14 protein-coding genes are annotated in these 16653 nt (G+C 62.2%); 6 read left to right on the top strand and 8 right to left on the bottom strand.

The genetic code is table 11. The features are described 5' to 3' along the window. Nucleotides 1-44: 44 nt before the first annotated feature. Both C8C92_RS05005 and C8C92_RS05000 read right to left on the bottom strand, forming a co-directional pair. Nucleotides 45-701, bottom strand: a complete 657-nt coding sequence (locus C8C92_RS05005; RefSeq protein ID WP_116743165.1) for a DsbA family protein — start codon at nt 699-701, stop codon at nt 45-47. Nucleotides 702-837: 136 nt separating this feature from the next. After that, nucleotides 838-1707: an MBL fold metallo-hydrolase gene (locus C8C92_RS05000; protein ID WP_165829287.1), complete on the bottom strand. Its 870-nt coding sequence runs from the start codon at nt 1705-1707 to the stop codon at nt 838-840. A 251-nt stretch (nt 1708-1958) separates the two neighbouring features. Here C8C92_RS05000 and C8C92_RS04995 point away from each other — a divergent pair, with 251 nt between their 5' ends. From C8C92_RS04995 to C8C92_RS04985, 3 genes are all read left to right on the top strand, one after another. Continuing rightward, nucleotides 1959-3359, top strand: coding sequence for an alkaline phosphatase (locus C8C92_RS04995; RefSeq protein WP_243420392.1), 1401 nt, complete (start codon nt 1959-1961; stop codon nt 3357-3359). Between the two features lie 29 nt (nt 3360-3388). Next, nucleotides 3389-4798: an alkaline phosphatase gene (locus C8C92_RS04990; protein ID WP_099760713.1), complete on the top strand. Its 1410-nt coding sequence runs from the start codon at nt 3389-3391 to the stop codon at nt 4796-4798. Between the two features lie 77 nt (nt 4799-4875). Then, nucleotides 4876-5601: a hypothetical protein gene (locus C8C92_RS04985; protein WP_099760714.1), complete on the top strand. Its 726-nt coding sequence runs from the start codon at nt 4876-4878 to the stop codon at nt 5599-5601. Nucleotides 5602-5679: 78 nt separating this feature from the next. Here the strand turns inward: C8C92_RS04985 and C8C92_RS04980 are convergent, their stop codons facing one another. The 4 genes from C8C92_RS04980 to C8C92_RS04965 form a co-directional block, all read right to left on the bottom strand. Further along, nucleotides 5680-8346 carry a DNA topoisomerase III gene (locus C8C92_RS04980; protein ID WP_116743164.1) on the bottom strand — a complete coding sequence of 889 codons (2667 nt, stop codon included), beginning with the start codon at nt 8344-8346 and terminating at the stop codon, nt 5680-5682. A 273-nt stretch (nt 8347-8619) separates the two neighbouring features. Continuing rightward, nucleotides 8620-9084 carry a DUF494 domain-containing protein gene (locus C8C92_RS04975; RefSeq protein ID WP_096233791.1) on the bottom strand — a complete coding sequence of 155 codons (465 nt, stop codon included), beginning with the start codon at nt 9082-9084 and terminating at the stop codon, nt 8620-8622. A gap of 94 nt (nt 9085-9178) precedes the next feature. Beyond that, on the bottom strand, nt 9179-10282 hold the full coding sequence (gene dprA, locus C8C92_RS04970; RefSeq protein WP_116743163.1) for a DNA-processing protein DprA: 1104 nt from the start codon (nt 10280-10282) through the stop codon (nt 9179-9181). A gap of 32 nt (nt 10283-10314) precedes the next feature. Beyond that, nucleotides 10315-10593, bottom strand: a complete 279-nt coding sequence (locus tag C8C92_RS04965) for a hypothetical protein (RefSeq protein ID WP_116743162.1) — start codon at nt 10591-10593, stop codon at nt 10315-10317. Between C8C92_RS04965 and def the strand changes: the two genes are divergently transcribed. The 3 genes from def (at nt 10586) to C8C92_RS04950 (ending at nt 13102) form a co-directional block, all read left to right on the top strand. Next, nucleotides 10586-11128 (top strand): peptide deformylase, encoded by a 543-nt coding sequence (def, locus tag C8C92_RS04960; protein WP_099760718.1) that lies wholly within the window; start codon nt 10586-10588, stop codon nt 11126-11128. The two genes, C8C92_RS04965 and def, sit on opposite strands and share 8 nt — an antisense overlap. A 96-nt stretch (nt 11129-11224) precedes the next feature. Continuing rightward, a complete protein-coding gene (gene fmt, locus C8C92_RS04955) occupies nt 11225-12181 on the top strand; it encodes a methionyl-tRNA formyltransferase (RefSeq protein WP_099760719.1) in 957 nt (318 codons plus the stop codon). A gap of 18 nt (nt 12182-12199) precedes the next feature. Beyond that, nucleotides 12200-13102, top strand: coding sequence for a LysR family transcriptional regulator (locus tag C8C92_RS04950; protein ID WP_116743161.1), 903 nt, complete (start codon nt 12200-12202; stop codon nt 13100-13102). Here the strand turns inward: C8C92_RS04950 and C8C92_RS04945 are convergent, their stop codons facing one another. Together C8C92_RS04945 and C8C92_RS04940 are read right to left on the bottom strand one after the other, a co-directional pair. Then, complete coding sequence (locus C8C92_RS04945) at nt 13103-13510, bottom strand: 4-oxalocrotonate tautomerase family protein (RefSeq protein WP_116743160.1); 408 nt, start codon at nt 13508-13510, stop codon at nt 13103-13105. Nucleotides 13511-13669: 159 nt separating this feature from the next. Further along, nucleotides 13670-16141, bottom strand: a complete 2472-nt coding sequence (locus tag C8C92_RS04940; protein ID WP_165829283.1) for an IPT/TIG domain-containing protein — start codon at nt 16139-16141, stop codon at nt 13670-13672. Nucleotides 16142-16653 lie beyond the last annotated feature (512 nt).

The following is a 16653-nucleotide window of genomic DNA, read 5'->3' as shown; positions in this document are numbered from 1 at the left end:
ACGACAAAGGAAAAGCTAATTGATTTTATCGAAGCGATAGATATTTACAATGAGCAACCGTGGGCGTCGCATACGCCGCCCAGCTGCGCCTGCAACTTCGCCGGCTGGCCCAGGTAATCGCCGATATCGATCACGGACAGCTTGCCGCTGCCATCATCGAGCACGAACGTGGGAAAGCCCTGCCCGCCCACCTGCGCCAGCAAGGCGCGGCTGGCATCGATGTGCTGCTGCGTGGCGGCGCCCGCCTGCCGCGCATACTCGGCCTGGAAGGCGGCACCATCCAGGCCCAGCTCTTGCGCCAGCGCCAGCAGCACGGGCAGGTCGGCGATGCGCAAGCCATCCACGTAATGGGCGCGCTGCACGCGCTGCAGCATGTCCAGGCCCTTGCCGGCCAACACTTCCGCCGCCAGGATGGCCGTGATCGGCGGTGCGGAATCCATCATGGCCGTGGTGTCGTTCAGCAAGCCGTTGACATAGGCGTCGCCGAAGGGCTGGCCCGACAGTTGCTCGATGCGCCGGTCATGCGGCAGCACATAGCCGCGCCATGCGGGCGTGATCTGGCGGCGATTGCTGCCCGTCATCATGCCGCCGCCGTGAAACGCCACCGTCAGGCCCGGCACGGCGCGCGCCGCCTCGACCAGCGGCGCGGCGCCGTAACACCAGCCGCACAGCGGATCGAAAATATAGTGCAGTGTGGGCATGCCCCTATCCTTTACAAAACTAAAACAGATGACTTGCAAAAACCGTAGCGAGCGGCGCTAGTTCTGGCAGAGAAGCGCAACTGTGCTGGAGCACAGTGAGCATCGCAGGCCGGAAATCGCGTCGCGCAGTAGGTTTTTACCATTTCATTTCGCCTTTTGCCACTTTCGCGCTGGTCTCCAGGGCGCCATCGAGGCCCAGCTTCGGATAGCGCACTTTCATCGCCTCGATCAGCGCGGCCGAATTGGCGGCCTTGGCCGTTTCCGCTTCGAACGTCACCAGGTAGTCGCGCGTAAAACCGATGCTGTCGGGCGTCAGGGGCGAACCCACCTTGAAGTGGCCGGGTACGACGGTCACAGGTTTCAAAGCGGCAATGCCGTCCAGGGTCTTGAGCCAATCCTGGCGCGATTGCAGGCTTTGCGTATCGGCCGTCCAGACGTGCAGGTTGCCAAACAGCACCACGCCGCCGACGACGGCCTTGATCGACGGAATCCACACATAGGTGCGCGAAGGCGTCGGGCCGGCGATGTCGAGCGACTGGCCTTCCAGCGTGATGCGCTGGCCTTTCAATGCTTCGGGAATGACGATGCTGTGCGGCGCGTTGTCTTTCAGGATCGGGCCCCAGTAGGCGACCTTGGCGTCAGCCTTGCGGCGGATCTCGGCCACGGTGTCCGGCGTGGCGACGATTTTTGCCTGCGGGAAAGCTGCCTTGATCACGTCAAGGCCAAAGTAAAAATCGGGATCGCTGTGGCTGATGTACACCGTCGTCAGTTTCTTGCCGCTGGCGCGGATCTTTTCCACCAGCTTTTGCGCTTCGGCGCGCGAAAACTGTGCATCGATCAGCACGGCGTCGTGCTTGCCCGCGACCAGCACGGAAGCGACGGGGAAGATGGCCGCTTCGCCCGGGTTGAACACTTCCAGGGTCAGGGGCGCGCTGGCGGCGGCCGAGGCGGCGCCGGCGGCAAACAGGGTGGAAACAAGAACGCTGCTGATAGATTTGGAGAACATGATGTGCCTTCACAAGATGATGGGGATGCATGCATCTTACGTTGCTCAATCCGGTAGAAAAACCCGTTAAAGCGCAATAGTTTGTTGCATATTTCGGCGCAATAGCCGGCCATCGAACGCCAAACGTGTCACACCGTCATGAGGGTGTCACATTGAATTGCTATCTTGCTAGCTCTTTCAAACCTAGCCGGATGAACCACATGACACGCAGAAAAATTTCCGTCGCTGGCTGCAGCGTCGCCATCACCCTGATGCTGGCCGCCTGCGGCAGCGACGCCAAAAAAGAAGAGGTAGTGGCCGAAGCACCGCCGAAAAACGTCATCTTCTTCCTCGGCGATGGCATGGGCCTGACCACCATGACGGCCGCGCGCATCTACTCGGTAGGCGAAGAAGGCGCACTGACCATGGACACCTTGCCGGAAACGGCCTTCGTCAAGACCTTCTCGAACGACGCGCAAGTCACCGACAGCGCGCCATCGATGGCCGCCTACATGACTGGCATCAAGATGAACAATGAAGTCATCTCGATGTCGGCCAACACGCTCGCCATCGATCCGGGCACGGATGCGAACGGCAACAAACTGGTCAACAAATGCGGCACCGGCAACGGCACGCCCGCCACCACCTTGCTGGAACTGGCCAAGGCCAAGGGCTACGCGGCCGGCGTCGTCAGCACGGCGCGCGTGACGCACGCCACGCCGGCCGCGACCTACTCGCACATCTGCCACCGCGACCTGGAAAACGATATCGCCGCAGCGCTCGTGCCAGGCGGCACGGGCTACAACAGCGCCCTGGGCACCACCGGCCTGGACGTGGTCCTCGGTGGCGGCGCGCAATTCTTCAAGCCGTTCAAGGATGGCGGCAAGCGTTCCGACGGCCGCGACCTGCTGGCCGAACTGAAAGCGAAGAGCTACACGGTCGCCAACACGGGCGCCGACTTCAAGGCCGTCGATGCGGCCAAGACGGAGCGTTTGTTCGGCGTGTTCACCTCCAGCCACATGAGCTATGACCTGGACCGCGATGCGGCCAAGGAACCTAGCCTGGCGGAAATGACCACCAAGGCCATGGATGTATTGGCCAAGAACAAGAAGGGTTATTTCCTGATGGTCGAAGGCGGCCGCATCGACCATGCCCTGCACGAAACGACGGCCAAGAAGGCCCTGCAAGACACCGTCGCTTTTGACAACGCCATCAAGGCCGCCATCGAAAAAGCCAAGCTCACCGATCCGACCCTGGCCAATACCCTGATCGTCGTCACGGCCGACCATGACCACACCCTGGTGCTGAACGGCTACGCCAAGCGCACGGGCAAGACGGCTGCCGGCAACCCTGGCGTGCTGGGCGTGGTAAAGAACTACGTCACCGGCGCGGTCGAAAAAGACCTCGATGGCGCACCGTATTCGATCATCGGCTTCGGCAATGGCGAAAACCGCACGCAATCGAGCCGCGCCGCCATGGCCAGCCTCGATGAAACCGTCACCAGCGCCAATACCTACCACCAGGAAGCGGTGATCCGCACCGCGGTCGGCAACGAAACCCATGGCGGCACCGACGTCTTCCTGGGCGCCATCGGCAAAGGTTCGGAAACCTTCCTGGGCACCATCGACAACACCAAAGTATTCGGCCTGGTCAAGACGGCCGGCGGTCTGTAATCCCCAAGACACAAGAATTGGACACGCATATGAAACTTGCACTGAAATCCACCCTGAAACTCTCCTTGCTGACCACGCTCGTGGCCGCCAGCGTTGCCAGCGCCTACGCCGCCGACGCCAAGAACGTCATCTTCTTCCTCGGCGACGGCATGGGCCCGTCCGTCGTCACGGCGGCGCGCATCTACCAGTACAAGGAAGAGGGCAGCCTGACGATGGACACGCTGGAGCGTACGGCGCGCATCAAGACGTTCTCGAACGATGCGCAAACGACGGACAGCGCGCCATCGATGGCCGCCTACATGACCGGCGTCAAGATGAACAATGAAGTCATCTCGATGGCGCAGGACACCGCCGCAAAGGAACCGGGCCGCGACGCCAACGGCAACCTGGGCGTGGACAACTGCCCGGCCGGCGGCAAGAGCGTGCCGACCATTCTGGAACTGGCGAAAGCCAAGGGCAAGGCCGTGGGCGCCATCACCACCACGGAATTGACGCATGCCACGCCGGCGACGACGTTCTCGCACATCTGCAACCGCAATGCGCAATACGCGATCGCCGCGCAAACGGCGCCAGGCGGTGTCGGCTACAACACGGCCCTCGGCGATGGCGTGGACGTGCTGATGGGTGGCGGCCGCAACCACTTCACGCCTTGGTCCGCCAGTAACAAGGCCGGCCGCGTCGACGGCCGCAACCTGTTGACGGAATTTGCCGCCAAGGGCTACACCGTGGCCGCGACGAAAGCGGAAATGGCGGCAGCGCCAAGCGGGAAGAAGTTCATCGGTCTGTACAGCACCCGCAGCCACCTGGAATATGAACTGGACCGCACGGCCACGCCACCGCTGGGCGAAGGCGCGACCCAGCCTAGTCTGTCGGAAATGACCCTCAAGGCCATCGACTTGCTGTCGAAAAACGCGAACGGCTACTTCCTGATGGTCGAAGGCGGCCGCATCGACCACGCCTTGCACGGCATCAACGCCAAGCGCGCGCTGACGGACACCATCGCCTTCGACGACGCCATCAAGGCAGCCATCGCCAAGATCAAGGAAACCGATCCGAAGCTGGAAAATACCCTGATCGTCGTCACGGCCGACCACGACCACACCTTGGCCTTCAACGGCTATGGCAAGCGCGGCAACCCTATCCTCGACATCAACCGCGGCTACAAGGATAACCAGCCGAGCAAGGATGCCGATGGCAATACCTACACCACCCTGGTGTTCGGCAACGGCCCGAACCGCCCTGCCCTGCGCAGCAACGTCGACAGCGCCACGGCCCTGAAAGACAACTACCTGCAAGAAACAGGCGTGCGTCTGGCCAGCGAAACCCACGGCGGCGGCGACGTCAAGCTGCTGGCCACGGGCGCCGGTGCCAAGGCCTTCAAGGGCACGCTGGACAACACCAAGGTGTTTGACTTGCTGAAGGCGGCGTTCGGCTTCTGATCCACATCAACACGCTAACCCCACCGGGGCGGATGGCAGTTTGCCCTCCGCCCCCTTTGCACGATAAAGGCAACACCATGAAATCGTCCCTGATCGCCGTCCTCCTGGCCGCCGGCTTTGCCGCCAGCGCGCAAGCCGCTCCGGCAACCCCTTCCGCTCCCGCCGACCTGGACCTGGGCATCACCTATTACAGCCGCGTGCTGACGCCGGAAGGCGTGACGCGCGAAAGCCGCTACGAAGAAAAGATGCTGCGCCGCCCCGGCCACGTGTGGGTCGAGCGCGTGCTGGCGCCAGCGACCGACGCGCATGCCGGCCACAAGCATGGCGACAACACCAAAGTCGCACTGAAGGCCACGCAGCATGAACACAAGCACTTCAATCCTGTGCTGATCCCGCGCCATGTGATGCTGGAAAAGAACACCGTGCGCGTGGAATACATCGATGCACACGACAAGATCGTCGTCGCCATCCCCAAGGCCGAGTACGAAAACGTGAATTTCGACGGTTCCTGGGAAAACAGTTTTTATCTGCTGGACCCGAAACTGGTCACCGCCATGCCACTGTCGAAACAGGCATCGAACGTGACGGGCGCGCGCTGGCGCGAAGTGGAAAAGAACGGCGTGTTCCAGCGCATCCTGTGGGATGAGCAAAAGCAGATTCCGCTGGTCATCGAAAGCGGCGACCGCGCGAATACCTTCTATCGCCGGGTCGACGTCAAGCTGCAGCCAACCGTTAGCAAGGCGCAGCCGTGGGCGAATTTGCAAAATTACGCGCAGCGCGAATACTCTGACTACCTGGACTAAGAGCCAACTAAAATCGGGACGTAAAAAAAGCCAGGGAGCGATCCCTGGCTTTTGTCTGCCTGTCTGGCTGGCGTCAGATTACTCCGCCGCTGCCGCTTTCTTTGCCGGCGCCTTTTTGGCGGCCGGCTTTTTCACGGCAGCAGCTTTCTTCGCTGGCGCCTTTTTGACGGCTGCCGCTTTCTTGACGGCCGTTTTCTTCGCTGGCGCCGCGCCTTCTTCGCCTTCCACCTCGGTCGCTGCAACCTTCGCCTTGGCGCCCGGCTTGGCCTTGCGCTCTTCAAACTCGAAGCTCACCTTGCCATCCTTGCCGCGCACGAGGAAAGCCTTGAACGGGCGACGGGTACGCTGCGATACAAAGCCCGGCAGCAAGTCCGTCTTGCCATCGTTGAGCAGTTTCGCCATTTGTTCCGGCAAGATTTCCTGCTGCAAGATGATGCGGCCGCTGCGGAAATCGCACGTCTTCGGCTTGGCCATGCTGTGTTCGCACACATAGGCCAGACCCATTTCATACACGCCGGCGTTGCACTTGGGGCAAGGTCCCACGGGCGTCTGGCCCGTGAAATCGACGCCTTCGCCATCTTCGCTTTCGTCGTTCTGGCCGAAATCAAATTCCAGCTTGAAATTCTTGATCTCTTCATCGCGCACGATGCGCAGGATGGCGGCGAACGGACGGCCCATCTTCGAGCGGAAACCTTGCAGCGGGCCGATGGTACGGTCCTTCAGCAATTGTTCCACTTCGGCGATTTCGAACTGGCGCGAACCCGGCGTCTTGCTCATCGAGAACTCGCACTTGGTGCAGGCGAAACGACGGTAGTTTTCTTTCACCACGCCGCTGCAATTCGGGCACGGCGTTTCCAGGGTGGCGTAATCGCCTGGGATCGTGTCGTTGTCGTATTCCTTGGCGCGCTTGACGATGATTTGCGTCATCTGCGCGATTTCACGCATGAATTCTTCGCGCGAAATCTTGCCTTTTTCCATCTGTGACAGCTTGTATTCCCACTCGCCCGTCAGTTCCGGTGCCGTCAATTCATTGACGCCCAGGCCCTTGAGCAACGTCATCAGCTGCGACGCCTTGGCCGTCGGGATCAGTTCGCGGCCTTCGCGGATCAGATAGCGTTCCGTCAGCAAGCCCTCGATGGTGGCGGCGCGCGTTGCCGGGGTTCCAAGACCCTTGCCGGCCATCGCATCGCGCAGCTCGTCGTCGTCGATCAGCTTGCCCGCGCCTTCCATGGCCGACAGCAACGTCGCCTCGGTATAGCGCGCTGGCGGTTTCGTTACCAGGCCATTCGCGTTGACGCTTTCCGTCTGCACCTTCTCGCCCTTGGCCACTGGCACCAGATTGCCGTTGCCATTGCTTTCCTTGTCCGCGTCCGTCGACGCTTCCTTGCCGTAGATGGCCAGCCAGCCCGGATTGGTCATGACTTTGCCTTCAGTCTTGAACTGATGGCCAGACACTTCCGTGTAGCGCGTGGTGACCTGGAATTCCGCAGGCGGGAAGAACACGGCCATGAAGCGGCGCGTGACCAGGTCATACAATTTTTGTTCTGGCTCGGACAAATTCTTGGGCGCGATCGTCGTCGGGATGATCGCGAAGTGATCCGAGATCTTGGTATTGTCGAAGATGCGCTTGTTCGGCTTGACCCAGCCCTTGTCGATGATCTGCTTGGCGAACTGGTGGTAGTTGCTGTTGTCCTTGACCGTTTCCAGCGCCTGCAGCACGGTCGGCATGTAGTCTTCCGGCAGGTGGCGCGAATCGGTACGCGGATACGTCAATACCTTGTGCTTTTCGTACAGCGCCTGGGCCAGGCCCAGGGTATTTTTAGCGGAGAAGCCGAAACGCGAGTTCGCTTCACGCTGCAGGCTGGTCAGGTCGAACAGGCCCGGCGCCATCGAGGTGGTCGGTTTCGATTCTTCCGTGACGATACCCTGGCGACCACGGCAAGCGGTGGCGATCGAATCGGCAGCCGTCTTGCTCCACAGGCGCTCGGCGCGCTTCTCGGGGTCGTTCTCGTCTTTCTTGAACTTCGTGTCGAGCCAGCGGCCTTCATAGATACCGGCCGCGCAGACGAATTCGGCGCGCACTTCCCAGAAGTCGCGCGGCACGAATTTTTTGATCTTGTCTTCGCGTTCCACGACGATGGAGAGCGTTGGCGTCTGCACGCGGCCCACGGTGGTCAGATAGAAGCCGCCCTCTTTCGAATTGAACGCCGTCATGGCACGCGTGCCATTGATGCCGATCAACCAATCGGCTTCCGAACGGCAGCGGGCCGCGTCCGCCAGCGGCAACATTTCTTCATCGCTGCGCAGGTGCGAGAAACCGTCGCGGATGGCGCCCGGCGTCATCGACTGCAGCCACAAACGCTTGACCGGTTGCTTGGCTTTCGCGTTTTGCGCGATCAGGCGGAAAATCAGCTCGCCTTCGCGCCCCGCATCGCATGCGTTGATGAGGGTGGTAACGTCTTTACGTTTGATCAGCTTGTTTAATACTTTGAGGCGCGCTTCCGTCTTGGCGATCGGGTTCAGCGCGAAATACGGTGGAATCATCGGCAAGTGCGCGAAACTCCATTTGCCGCGCTTCACATCGAATTCTTCCGGTACGGCGATCTCCAGCAAGTGGCCGACCGCCGACGACAGGACGTATTCATCCGATTCAAAGTACTCATCGTGCTTGGTGAAGCCGCCAAGCGTCTTCGCGATATCGTTCGCGACAGAAGGCTTCTCGGCGATGATGAGGGTTTTTGTCATATTTTGTGGTCTCGAAAAATGCTCTAGGATAGTTTCAGCATGCGCATCATACAGTGCATTGCCAGGCACCGACGCTTTTGTCTGCGCAATGCCTTGTGACTTGTGGTCTTGTCAAGCGGCCAATGATAAGCGCCTATTGAAGAATTCGGCAAGTTATCTGCAAGCAAGAATGCGCCAGCGCAAACACAATGGTCTGGCGTGCGCGGTGCCGCAGCATATAGTAAGGGAGATGGCGCGGCAGCGGCGCCAGGTGCGGCCAGGTGCGTTTATAGACTAGTGCAGCAGGCGCGGCGGGAGGTCTTCGTCGTCGACAAATAAATCGTCGAACATCAGGGCATCCGGTTCCTTGCCCTGGCTCCACAGCAGCATCAGCACGATGACTTTCAGCTTGCCCAGCGACACGGGTGCCTCGTCGAGCGCCAGCGCCCGTTCGATGACGATTTCACGCTGCAGCGGCGAGAGCACCTTGGCGCTTTCCAGGAACTGGATGAAACCGATGGCGGCCGTGCCCAGCACGTCGCTTTCCTGCTTGACATAGAAGCGCGTGCCCGTGGAACTGGCCGTCAGGGTTTGCTCGACGCCGGCCATGGCGTTCAAGTCTGTCAGCCAGACGAGCGCTTCGGAAATCTCCACGTCGTCGAAACCGACGGCCGACAGTTTGCGCGCCAGGACGGCCGGCTCGGGGCAGGCGTCGGGGCGATAGTAAGTCTCGTAGAGGTACACCAGGATATCGAACATGGCTCTACTCTATCAGCTAAGTTCGCTACGACACAAGGGTGCGCGCCGACAAAGCCCCCCTGTGCGGCAAGGCCGCCACACAAGTGACAAGCTGTCATTTGCAGCGTTGAAATAGTCCTCCCGGCAAGCGTTCAAGCAAGCCCGCCAGCTCCAGCGCCAGCAATTCGCCCATCAGCGCGCCCATGGCCAGTCCGCTGCGCGCGGCCAGGGTATCGGCATCGAGCGGATCGTGCCCCAGTGCGGCCAGCAGCGGCGTCTCGTCTGCCACCACTGCCGGCACGCGGGGAACGCCGCCCAGCCACTGCAACTCTTGCAGCACGTCATCGGCCGACTCGACCAGCTTGGCGCCCTGCTTGATGAGCGCATGGCAACCCTTGGCCAGGGTGGCGTGGATGGAGCCGGGCAAGGCATACACATCGCGCCCCTGCTCGCCGGCCAGGCGCGCCGTGATCAGGGAGCCCGATTGCGCGGCCGCCTCGATCACCAGCACGCCGCGCGCCAGGCCGCTGATCAGGCGATTACGGCGCGGAAAGTTACCGGGCATGGCGGGCAAGCCCAGCGCGTACTCGCTGACGATGCAACCCTGTTCGGCAATTCTTTGCGCCAGATCAAGGTTACGTCGCGGATATACCAAATCGGCGCCCGTGCCGATCACGGCCACGGTGGCGCCGGCGCCGCGCAAGCCGCCCTCGTGCGCGTGCGTGTCGATGCCCAGCGCCAGCCCGGAAATGATGGTCAGGCCCGCCGCGCTGAGGGCGTGCGCAAAGGCGGCCGCATTCTGCATGCCTTGCGCGCTGGCATTGCGGCTGCCGATGATGGCTACGCCGGGACGCGACAGCAGTTCCGCCCGCCCCCGTACATATAACAATAGCGGCGGATCGGCGATTTCCAGCAACAGCGGCGGATACGCGGCATCGGCCAGGGTCAGCACGGCATTGCCGGGCCGCTGCAGCCACTGCAGGGTGAGCGTCAGCTGACTGTTGTCCACCGGTTTGGGCGGCTGCACGATGGCACGCGCCACGCCGGCCGGCACCACCTCGCGCAAGGCCTCGAACGGCGCGGCAAAGATTTTCGGCGGCAAGCCGAAGCGGGCCAGCAAGGCGCGCGCCGCCACCGGCCCCACGCCAGGCAGATGCTGCAGGCGCAGCCAGCCCGCCAGTTCCGTGGCCGTGTCTGCCGTTGTTGCAATTGCATGCATGACAACCTCACTGTGTACTGTGCCCTCCCATGCTAGCGCCATGGCAGGCACGCGATACCGATGCGCGCAACAATGCGTGCAATGGCGCTGCAAAACGGCCCCGCATGCACAGCGCCATGGGCGTCTGTGATAAAATTTCCCTTTGCAGCAAACGAATAGCGCACTGGCAAACGCATCTGCCGCGCCGTTGCGCCATACGCGCCCCACCGTAGCGCATTCAAATAAAATAGCCCTGCCATCGTCCGCATGGCCCAGGCATGAATAATCAGGCGCAACGCGCCCACCTTAACCAGTCGAATCCGTATGTCCATATTAAATATCCTGCGTTACCCCGATCCTCGCCTGCACACGATCGCCAAGCCCGTCACCGAATTTGACGCGCGCCTGCAAACCTTGATCGACGACATGGCCGAAACCATGTACGACGCCCCTGGCGTCGGCCTGGCCGCGTCGCAAGTGGACGCGCATATCCAGATGATGGTGATCGACATCACCGAAGAGAAAAGCCAGCTGCAAGTGTTCGTCAACCCGGAAATCACCTGGGCCAGCGAAGAAAAGCAGGTCTACGACGAAGGTTGCCTGTCCGTGCCTGGCGTGTACGATGGCGTCGAGCGTCCGGCCCGCATCAAGGTGCGCGCCCTGGACCGTCACGGCAAGCAGTTCGAGCTGGAAGCCGATGGCTTGCTGGCCGTCTGCATCCAGCATGAGATGGATCATTTGCTGGGCAAGGTATTCGTCGAATACCTGTCGCCGCTCAAGCGCAACCGCATCAAGGCCAAGATGATCAAGGAAGTCCGTGGTCTCGAGCGCGAAGCGAGCTTGCGCGCACAGAACCGCCGTTTCTAAGTCACTACTGATAGACTAAGCAGCAACAGTCGTCGTTACACCATGCCAGCCTGGCGCCTCCGGCGCGGGCCTGCGCACCTCACGTCAAGGAACCATATGAAAGTGATCTTCGCAGGCACGCCTGAATTCGCCGCCACGGCCCTGAAAGACTTGCACGAAGCGGGCTTCGACATTCCGCTGGTGCTGACCCAGCCCGACCGCCCGGCCGGACGCGGCATGCAGCTGCACGCCTCGGCCGTCAAGCAATATGCGCAGCAGCATGGCATCGAGGTGCTGCAGCCCTTGTCCCTGCGCATGGACAGCAAGGACCCGCAGCGCGCCGCCGAGGCAAAAGCGGCCCACGAGCGCCTGCTGGCCACCGACTACGACGTGATGGTGGTGGCGGCTTACGGCTTGATCTTGCCGCGCAGCACCCTCGACCTCAAACCCTGCATCAATATCCACGGTTCCTTGCTGCCGCGCTGGCGCGGTGCCGCACCGATCCACCGCGCCATCGAGGCCGGCGACGATGAAACGGGCGTGACCATCATGCAGATGGAAGAAGGCCTCGATACGGGCCCCATGCTGGCCATCGAGCGCACGCCCATCGAAGCGGGCGATTCCACCGCCAGCCTGCACGACAAGCTGGCCACGCTGGGCGGCAAGATGATCGTCGAGACCCTGCGCAAGATGCAGCAGCAGCCGCTGGAAGCCGTGCCGCAGCCGGAAGCGGGCGTCACTTACGCGGCAAAAATCGCCAAGGACGAGGCAGCACTCGATTTCAGCCAGCCTGCGCTGGAACTGGGCCTGAAAATCCGCGCTTTCAATCCGTTTCCCGGCGCCTGCGGCCAGGTCGATGGCGTCACCATCAAGATCTGGGCCGCCGAGGTACTCGAAGCGGACAGCAAGGAAGCACCGGGCCAGGTGCTGGCGGCCGACGCTCAGCACGGCATCGTCGTGGCCTGCGGCAATGGTTCCCTGCGCCTCACGGAACTGCAAAAACCGGGCGGCAAGCGCCTGCCTGCGGCCGAATTCATCAAGGGTTTCCCGCTGGAAGGCAAACGTTTCGTTTAGATTTACGGCAAGCGCCCCATGGACCAGCTAACCGCCCTGCGCGCCCTGCGCCGTGTCGTGGAACTAGGCAGTTTCACGGCCGCCGGCGCCGCGCTGGGCATCTCGCACTCCATCGTATCGCGCCAGATCCGCCAGCTGGAAAGCCAGTTGGGCACCCAGTTGCTCAATCGCACGACGCGCCGCTTCGCCCTGACGGCTGCCGGCCAGGAATACTATCTGGCCAGCCGCGAGATTCTCGACGCGCTCGATGCGGCCGACCGCGCCGTCGCCAGGCACCAGGCGCAGCCTTCCGGCAGCCTGCGCATCAATGCGCCGATGGCTTTCGGCACCCTGGAACTGGCCGCCTGGCTGCCCGCCTTCAGCCGCCAATACCCGCACATCCACATCGACCTCGTCTGTAATGACCGCATCGTCGACCTGATCGACGATGGATTCGACGTGGCGCTGCGCCTGGCGCGCGGCTTGCCCGATTCCACCCTGGTGGCGCGCCAGCTGGCCAGCAGCCGCACGCTGGCCGTCGCTGCGCCCGCCTACCTGGCCCGCCATGGCCATCCGGCCACGCCGCAGGACTTGGCGCAGCACAATTGCCTGATGTACAGCTCCGGCGACAAGCCGGCGGAATGGTTGTTCACGGATGGCGACGGCGCCGCCCACAAGGTAGCCGTGCGCGGCAGCCTGCAAGCCAATACCAGCGTGGCCTTGCGCGAAGCGGCCATGGGCGGCATGGGGATTGCCGGCGCGGCCGCCTTCATCGTGCGCGACGCGCTGCGCAGCGGCCAGCTGGTCGAGGTATTGCCCGGCTACACCTTGCGCCCGCGCACCTTGTACGCGCTGTATCCGCACAGCCGCCAGCTGTCGCCGAAGGTCAGGGTCTTCGTCGACTTTGCCGTGCAACACTATCAAGATCGCCACTGGGATTAATCACGACTGCTGCAGCGCCTTGCGCACGGCGCGAAACTGCTGCGTCAAGCCGCCATAGCCCCAGGCCGCCTGGCGCGCGTCATGCACGTGGATGTAGCTGACGTCATGCAAGGCGCCGAGATACTCCTGCATGGCGGCGAACACGGCGGCGATATACGCCGCCTTTTCCGCCGCCGTATTCGTTTCATCACTGATCAGGATATCGAGGAAAAAACTGCTCTTTCCCTGGGCTTGCAGCGAGGGGCCGCCGACAAACCAGTGCGCCGCATCAAGATGGCTGATGGCCACCGAGGTCAGCTCGGGCGCCTTGTGCAGCAGTTGCGCCGTCAAACCGCTCAGGGTGGCGGCGATGGCGGCCGACTGGCGCGCATCGGGTGGCGTGGACAACCGCAGGTTCAGAATGGGCATGGGATGCTCCGCAAGTGGGTGAAGCCCCATTCTAGGCAGGCGAGCCGGGAAATGGCAGCCTCCGCCAGGCACAGGATCTGTGCAGTTTGTGCACCAATGCCTGCGCACATAAAAAAAGGGCTTGCCGCGGCAAGCCCTTCTTGCATCCAGCGCCCTTGCCTAGCGGCGCGGCACCTTCATCAAACGTCCGCCCACGGACGACGACAGGCTGACCTCGAAGCGTCCGCCGGCCGGCAAGGCGCTCACGTCGACGCTGGCGTTGCCACCAGTCAAGCCGCTGGCGACCACCATCTTGCGGCCATCGGCTGCCACGTGCAGCACGGCCGCATACGGCTCCGCCTGGGCATCCCAGACCAGCACCAGCTTGCCAGCGCTTTGCGTTACCTCAAAGCTGCCATCGTTGGCGGCCTTGCTGCGGCGCGCCGAACGCTCCAGCCGGGTCAATTGCTTACCATTTGACAATACTTCCACGTCGCTGATATCGCCCGGGTTGGCGAAACTGACGCGGAAGTGGCGCATGGCGCTGCCGCCATGGTCGGCCACGGTAACCGCATCGAAGGGCAAGTCGATAGTCGTTCCCGATGCCGTCAAAACCCGCAGGGTGTACGCCTGGCCACTGCCGCTGGCCGCTGCGCCCACACGCGCGGATGAGGCAACGGCTGGGCGCAAGGCCACGCCGGTCGGCGTGATACTGCCGGAAATGGTCAGGTAGCCATTTTCGGCCACGGACATGCTGGCGGCCAGCACATTGCTGCCCGTCATTTGCGTGCTGCGTTTTTCCAGGAATTGCTGCACCCGCGCATAGCTGTAGTCGGAGAACCAGGCGCCGCTGCAATAGCTCATCACATCCTTCATCGGCGTACCGCCATTGACTGCCTTGCTCAGTTGGCCGATGCTACCCGCATAGTCGCTGTTATACAGCGGTTGCGGGCCCAGATTGCCATTTGCATACGGGTAGTCGGCGACCGCGCCGGCCGCGCCGCCGCAGGCAACGTGCTGCAGCGAGTGATTGTGGCCCAGCTCATGCACGAGCGTGGTCAGCCACTCGGGCCAGCCATTGCCGAAGGGATCGACCGATGCGATGTTGCTAGCCTTGGCATCCAGACCGATGGCCGAGGTGCTGTCGCTGCCGCTGCTGCGTCCGTTGATGTAGGCCAGGCCGGCGGCACGGGTGACCGACATTTTCGGTACGAAACCATAATAATAGGCACCGCTGTCTTCCTGTACCCGCTTGCTTTCCAGCTCTCCCAGGGCCTTGCTCCACCAGCTGTCGGCCGTGCTGCTGCCAGGCATGCTCAGCGCAGTGCGCGTGGTGATGCTGATGTTTTCCGTTGCATACGGATATACGCGCAGCAGCGCGGCGCGGATATCCTTGGCGTCAGGCAGTTGTGCCACGCCATCATCGGTGCTCAAGGGCACGAGTACCAGGCGAATCCTGGCCAGGCTGGCCACCGCCGGCGCCGCTTCCTGGCTCACTTGCACACCGTCATTACCCACGGCCGTCACGCGCACGCGCACGCCGGGCAAGATCCAGCCTGCCGGCAGGACGGCACTGAAATTACCATTGAAACTGTCATCGCTTTTCGCCGTCGGCAAGACTGACGGGCCACTCATGCTGATGCTGCCCAGGTTGCTGCCATTGGCGGCGCTCGCAACCAAGGTCACGGCGGGGCTGGCCTGGCCCGCTTGCAAGGCCAGTACGGACACGCGCACGGCGGCCTGCTTGCCGCGCGTCAGGCGCAAGGCCGTATTGCTGGCGTTCAGGTTCAGTACCTGCGCGAAATCAATGCTGCCCAGGGTAAACGCCGACACCGTGCCTGCATTGACGGCGATGCGCGACGCGGCCGACAGCATCACGTTACCCGTTGCCTCGGCTGGCGCGGACAGCAGCAGCTGGCTGGCACTGGCGCTGACGATAAGGGCTGGCGTATTGCCCACCGAAGCCGAGCTGACCTGGTCGAGATTGCTGCCCTGCAGCGTCACCGACAAGGTCCCGTTGTTGACAACCGACGTGATCGACGTCACGGCCACGCTCGCCAAGACCTTATAGGTGTCGCTGCTGATGGCATCGTTGTAAGGACCGCGCACCGTCAGCGCCCCCGTTGCTGCGCCCAAGGGCACCAGCACGGTCACGCTGCCGGCCGTCTGGCTTTGCGGCGTCGCCGCCGCACCATTGCCAAACTGCACCGCTGTCACGGCGCCCATGCCACCGCCCGCGATCGTCACGCTGGAACCGACGCCGCCCGTCGCTGGTGCGATGCTGCCCACGCTCAATGGCAGGTACACATTGACGTGATAGCTGGTGGCCGCCGTGCCGCTGGCGCTTACCAGGCTCAAGGCGCCCGACACGGGCGCGCCCGGCATGGCCAGGGTCACGCTGGTGTCGCTGGCGGCACTGGTAGCAAGCGGCACGCCGCCCAGCTGGAAGGCCGTCACGCGGCTCAGATTCGTGCCCGTGAGCACCAGGCTGCCACCCACGGCGACGTTCGCCGCCGAGACGGCCGTCACGGCAGGAATCACGACGGGATTACCCGAGGTGGTCGTCACCGCCGTGTCGCCACCACCGCCACCGCCGCCGCAAGCGGACAGGCCCAGCATGACAAACAATGCAACAAGCAAATGGTTTTTCACGGCTGGCATCCTTGCTGATGCAGCGCGAGGCAGGGGAGGACACGAGAGAAATGTGACATATGGGTGACTTTTGGTGGGAATTTACTTTCGAGGAACCAATATTATCGGTTAATTCGATTCCTAAGGACAACTATTGCTGCTGTTAATTCAATTGGTTTTGATCATGATTGACATATCTGCTTGGCAAACTTTATGTAGACCCCTCTTCCTCTCGCTTTGCATTGGCTGAAAAATTGACATTTTGAGCAAGATTTTCAGGGATGTCTTTTTCAGAAACAGGCCAGGCGCAAGGCGATGTGTTGCAAGAAAGCTTGCCGTGGGGCGAACGGCCGCTTTTGCTTAAAACCAAAGCAGCCTGATGCCGTATAATTTTAGACCCGGTGAAATCAGGCGATTGCCACCTTCTGCCTGCCCTACCCGGCCGGCACTCTCCGTCAGCGGATCCTGCTGACCCGCAACCGCCCCGTACCTGTCCTGTCGCCGCGCCGCCGCCCGTTTGCCTATTGAAAGCA

This window comes from Janthinobacterium sp. 78 (assembly GCF_003096775.1).
Taxonomy (GTDB): domain Bacteria; phylum Pseudomonadota; class Gammaproteobacteria; order Burkholderiales; family Burkholderiaceae_D; genus Janthinobacterium; species Janthinobacterium tructae.
The sequence above is the reverse complement of the archived record's forward strand: the minus strand, read 5'-3'. Positions and strand labels throughout refer to the sequence as shown.

What these genes read in the sequence shown, in the direction of transcription:
- dprA (WP_116743163.1), bottom strand. Translation starts at nt 10,282, where the DNA reads ATGCATGCAATTGCAACAACGGCAGACACGGCCACGGAACTGGCGGGC.
- C8C92_RS04945 (WP_116743160.1), bottom strand. Translation starts at nt 13,510, where the DNA reads ATGCCCATTCTGAACCTGCGGTTGTCCACGCCACCCGATGCGCGCCAG.
- C8C92_RS05000 (WP_165829287.1), bottom strand. Translation starts at nt 1,707, where the DNA reads ATGTTCTCCAAATCTATCAGCAGCGTTCTTGTTTCCACCCTGTTTGCC.
- fmt (WP_099760719.1), top strand. Translation starts at nt 11,225, where the DNA reads ATGAAAGTGATCTTCGCAGGCACGCCTGAATTCGCCGCCACGGCCCTG.
- C8C92_RS04975 (WP_096233791.1), bottom strand. Translation starts at nt 9,084, where the DNA reads ATGTTCGATATCCTGGTGTACCTCTACGAGACTTACTATCGCCCCGAC.
- C8C92_RS05005 (WP_116743165.1), bottom strand. Translation starts at nt 701, where the DNA reads ATGCCCACACTGCACTATATTTTCGATCCGCTGTGCGGCTGGTGTTAC.
- def (WP_099760718.1), top strand. Translation starts at nt 10,586, where the DNA reads ATGTCCATATTAAATATCCTGCGTTACCCCGATCCTCGCCTGCACACG.
- C8C92_RS04980 (WP_116743164.1), bottom strand. Translation starts at nt 8,346, where the DNA reads ATGACAAAAACCCTCATCATCGCCGAGAAGCCTTCTGTCGCGAACGAT.
- C8C92_RS04965 (WP_116743162.1), bottom strand. Translation starts at nt 10,593, where the DNA reads ATGGACATACGGATTCGACTGGTTAAGGTGGGCGCGTTGCGCCTGATT.
- C8C92_RS04995 (WP_243420392.1), top strand. Translation starts at nt 1,959, where the DNA reads ATGCTGGCCGCCTGCGGCAGCGACGCCAAAAAAGAAGAGGTAGTGGCC.
- C8C92_RS04950 (WP_116743161.1), top strand. Translation starts at nt 12,200, where the DNA reads ATGGACCAGCTAACCGCCCTGCGCGCCCTGCGCCGTGTCGTGGAACTA.
- C8C92_RS04985 (WP_099760714.1), top strand. Translation starts at nt 4,876, where the DNA reads ATGAAATCGTCCCTGATCGCCGTCCTCCTGGCCGCCGGCTTTGCCGCC.
- C8C92_RS04990 (WP_099760713.1), top strand. Translation starts at nt 3,389, where the DNA reads ATGAAACTTGCACTGAAATCCACCCTGAAACTCTCCTTGCTGACCACG.